Raw genomic sequence first — 4,330 nt, forward strand, 5'->3', positions numbered from 1 at the left:
ATGTACGACAGCCCGCGCGACACCGGGCCGCAGCTGCGCAAGTTCCTCGCCATCCTGGCGCAGCACCGCGCACAGCTGGAGGAGCAGATGACCGAACTGCAGGGCAACCTCGAAGAGGTGAAAACGCACGAGCGCGAGGCCAAGGCGCTGCTGGCGAAACTTGAGAAAGCGAAGCAGGCGGCGTAGCGGTGACCTGCTTTGCGACTAGCCCCATGACGATCGATTCCCTGCGCCGCGCGGCCCTGGTCCTGTTCGCGGTGGGCCTGCCCGCCCTCGCGGCGGCCCAACAGGGATGCACCGGTTCATTCCTCAACCCCCAGCAGCGATTTCCGTTCAATGAAGCGCGGGCGGCCGGTGCGCCGGCGGTGTTCGGCCATGGCCTGCCATTGGAGAACGTGACGTATCGCGTTGCCGGGGATCCCGAAGCCCATTCGCTCGAGGAGTACCTTACCCGTTTCTGCACGACGGGGTTTCTCGTCCTGCATGAGGACCGGATCGTCTATGAGCGATACCTGCAGGGAACCGGCACCCAGGACGCGCTGCTCTCGGCGTCCATGTCGAAGACGATCCTGTCGCTGCTGGTCGGCGTGGCAGTCGCGGAAGGCAAGCTGGCGCTGGGCACCACCGTCAGGCAGGTCTTGCCCGGCTTCGGAGCCAGCGCATTTGCCGACGACACGGTGGAGGATCTGCTGCGGATGGCCACCTCGGCCAAGCTTCATGCCGCCTACGAGGCGGGCGCGATATCGGACAACCGCGCGACCGACCCCACCGTCTCGCCGCGCCAGAGCATGCGGCGCTACCTGCAGGAGAGGACGGATCGATCCCCCGCCGGCAAGACCTTCAGCTACAACGGCGCGGTGAGCGCGTTGCTCGGCCTCATGCTGAGCGAACGTACGGGCGTGAGCAACACCGCATATCTGGAGGACAGGATGTGGTCGCGCCTCGGGGCCGAGGGCAGCGGCTTCTGGATCAAGAATTTCCATGGCGAGGAGGGTGTTCAAGGCCAGTTCGCCGCGCGCCTGCGCGACTACGGCCGGCTGGGGACGCTGGTGCTGAACCGGGGGCAGGCGGCAGGCGGGCAGGTCGTGCCCGCCGCATGGATCGACGAGATGGTCATGCTACGGCCGGACAAGCCGCAGCCCAAGGGGGCCCCGTTCTATGGGTTGCACGTCTGGATTCCACAGGCGGCCGGCGGCCGGTCCTTTTTCTGGGGTGTCGGCGGCCAGAATATCTTTGTCGATCCCGTCGCCCGCATGGTGATTGTCCATACGGGCAATTCACGGGAAGCGCAATTTGCCGGCGATGCGCATCTCTTTCCCCTTCGGGACGCGATCGCACGGACGCTCAGGTCGCGCGCGAAGCTTTCACCGCCCTTGGACAGCGCTTCCGCCAGCAGGCATAATTGACGTTTACGTAAACGTCAACTAAAACAAGAGCCGCCTTTTATCCGTTCAAAGGGTCTTCCATGGATGCAACCGCCGCACCGTCCACACTGTTTCGCCGCATTGAAGCCAGCTTTCTGCGCCAGGGCCTGATGCAGCACCTCGGTGCGCGCCTGCTGCGCGTGGAGCCCGGCCTGTGCGAGGTGGCCCTGCCCTATTCGGAGCACGTCACGCAGCAACAAGGCACTTTCCACGGCGGCGCCATGGGCGCGCTGGCCGATATCGCCGGTGGTTACGCCGCGCTGACCATGGCTGCGGAAGATTCCGAGGTCACCACGGTCGAATACAAGATCAACTTCATGGCCGGTTTCAGGGACGGCGAGCTGCGCGCCCTGGGCCGCGTCGTCAAGGCCGGCAAGCGCATCATCGTCACGACCGCTGAAGTCACGCACGTCGGCGCAGCGGGCAAGGAAAGCGCCTGCGCGCTGATGCAGCAGACGCTGGTGCCCGTGCCCAAGACCTACTAATCCAATCCCGTCATACGACTTCAGAAAGCCCACCATGACCAACATGCCCGGACTCAACTTCATGCTCGGTGAAGACATCGACGCCCTGCGCGACGCCGTGCGCGAATTCGCGCAGGCCGAAATCGCCCCGCGCGCCGCCGAGATCGACCGCAACGACCAGTTCCCGATGGACCTGTGGAAAAAAATGGGCTCGCTCGGCGTGCTCGGCATCACCGTGGGTGAGGAATACGGCGGCGCCAACATGGGCTACCTGGCCCACATGATCGCCATGGAAGAAATCAGCCGCGCCAGCGCCTCGGTGGGCTTGTCGTACGGCGCGCACAGCAACCTCTGCGTCAACCAGATCAAGCGCAACGGCACCGATGAGCAGCGCAAAAAATATTTGCCCAAGCTCATCACGGGCGAGCACGTGGGTGCGCTGGCCATGAGCGAACCCGGCGCCGGCAGCGACGTCATCAGCATGAAGCTCAAGGCCGAAGACAAGGGCGGCTACTACCTGCTCAACGGCAGCAAGATGTGGATCACCAACGGCCCCGATGCCGACACCCTGGTGGTCTATGCCAAGACCGAACCCGAGCTTGGCGCGCGCGGCGTGACCGCCTTCCTGATTGAAAAAGGCATGAAGGGCTTTTCCGTCGCGCAAAAGCTCGACAAGCTCGGCATGCGCGGCAGCCACACTGGCGAGCTCGTCTTCAACAACGTCGAAGTGCCGGCCAGCCAGATCCTCGGCGGCCTCAACAGCGGGGCGAAAGTGCTGATGAGCGGGCTCGACTACGAACGTGCCGTGCTCACCGGCGGGCCACTGGGCATCATGCAGTCCGTCATGGACAACGTCGTGCCCTACATCCACGACCGCAAGCAATTCGGCCAGAGCATCGGCGAGTTCCAGCTCATCCAGGGCAAGGTCGCCGACATGTACACCGTGCTGCAGGCCGGCCGCTCGTTTGCCTACACCGTGGCCAAAAACCTCGACATGCTCGGCACCGACCACGTGCGCCAGGTCCGCAAGGACTGCGCCTCCGTCATCCTCTGGTGCGCCGAAAAAGCCACCTGGATGGCCGGCGAGGGTGTGCAGATCTACGGCRGCAACGGCTACATCAACGAATACCCGCTGGGCCGCCTCTGGCGCGACGCCAAACTCTATGAAATCGGTGCCGGCACCAGCGAAATCCGCCGCATGCTGATTGGACGCGAATTGTTCGCCGAGACCATGTAAGGCCGGTACCCATGCCAGTGATACATCAGACGGCGAGATGGCTCCTTGTGCTCGTGCTTGCCGCGCTTCTCGGTGCGTGCGAAAAAGATGAGCCCCCGCCCTACGCGGCAGTGCCGCAAGCCGACGCTACGTTCGAATRCGGCGTCCCCGAATCTCTGCGGGGAAAGGCCGTGAACGTCTTTCTGGATGCCTCAAGGGTGGGGGAGGTCTCCGAGGAAGCTATGCTCGCCCTGAAGGGCCGTTTCGCGGCCTACGCCGTCGGCCTCACCCTGCGGGACGGCACCACCGTCAGCATCGACCTTGACGAACCCATGGGTTTTACCGCCAAGGGCCTGGCGCATCACACGGGATGTGAGYAGTTCAAGTGGGCAAGCATGGGAAACCTCACGCTGTTTGAATACGCCCATGGCGCCGGAAATCCTTATCCCGCCCAGCAGTTGATGTATTCGCTCGGCCCAACGCCTGACTTCAAGAACCTGCGCCCACTCCTGGCGGGAGGCAAGGGCGTATTCTATGAACGCGAAGGAGACCGCTGCCTGACCGGACTGGTCCAGGGTGACGGTGAAGTGGACAGGTGGTGCTACCAGAGTGGCAAGCTGTACCAGACCCGGAAGATGCTGACCGCCTCGCTCACCGACGGCAAATACCGTTTTGTCTGTGATTTTTCCGGGGAAGGACCTTTGCTGGTCGACGCATCCATCGTGAAAGTCGGGCCGAACCCCGCACCCTCGAACCCGTTCAGCGACAAAGAGCTCGCCACCCTGACCGATAAATGCCTGGGCGAAAAAGCGCTGTTGAAGGCGAGAGCGATCGATGAAACATGACTTTCTGCCGCTTGCCGGACGGCATCCCCGCGGGCAGGTGAAAATACGACCATGACCACATCGCTCCAAGACCTCTTCGCCCATAACCGCGCCTGGGCCGCGCAGATGGAAGCCGAGCGCCCAGGCTTCTTCACCAGCCTTGTCAAGCAGCAGACGCCCAGGTATATGTGGATAGGCTGCTCTGACAGCCGGGTGCCCGCCAACCAGATCACCGGCCTGGAGCCCGGCGAGGTGTTCGTTCACCGCAACGTCGCCAACATCGTCGTGCACTCTGACCTCAACGCACTCTCGGCCATCCAGTTCGCGGTCGAGCGGCTCAAGGTCAAGGACATCATGGTGGTCGGGCACTACGGCTGCTCGGGCGTGCAGGCCGCGCTGGAA

6 protein-coding genes are annotated in these 4,330 nt (G+C 63.6%); all 6 read left to right on the forward strand.

Annotated elements, in window-relative coordinates; translation table 11 throughout:
* Window positions 1–186, forward strand: a 186-nt coding sequence (locus AC1D1X_RS16710; protein WP_477698693.1) for a MerR family transcriptional regulator, incomplete at its 5' end; no start/stop codon positions are given.
* A gap of 26 nt (window positions 187–212) precedes the next feature.
* Complete coding sequence (locus AC1D1X_RS16715; protein ID WP_477670103.1) at window positions 213–1,406, forward strand: serine hydrolase domain-containing protein; 1,194 nt, start codon at window positions 213–215, stop codon at window positions 1,404–1,406.
* Between the two features lie 59 nt (window positions 1,407–1,465).
* Complete coding sequence (locus tag AC1D1X_RS16720; RefSeq protein WP_477670102.1) at window positions 1,466–1,909, forward strand: PaaI family thioesterase; 444 nt, start codon at window positions 1,466–1,468, stop codon at window positions 1,907–1,909.
* Window positions 1,910–1,943: 34 nt separating this feature from the next.
* Window positions 1,944–3,125, forward strand: coding sequence for an isovaleryl-CoA dehydrogenase (locus tag AC1D1X_RS16725; RefSeq protein WP_477698694.1), 1,182 nt, complete (start codon window positions 1,944–1,946; stop codon window positions 3,123–3,125).
* A gap of 221 nt (window positions 3,126–3,346) precedes the next feature.
* Window positions 3,347–3,949: a hypothetical protein gene (locus tag AC1D1X_RS16730; RefSeq protein ID WP_477698695.1), complete on the forward strand. Its 603-nt coding sequence runs from the start codon at window positions 3,347–3,349 to the stop codon at window positions 3,947–3,949.
* Between the two features lie 51 nt (window positions 3,950–4,000).
* Window positions 4,001–4,330: carbonic anhydrase (locus AC1D1X_RS16735; RefSeq protein WP_477698696.1), on the forward strand; the 330-nt coding region annotated here is incomplete at its 3' end.

It is taken from the genome of Polaromonas sp. P1_G4, from assembly GCF_056405475.1.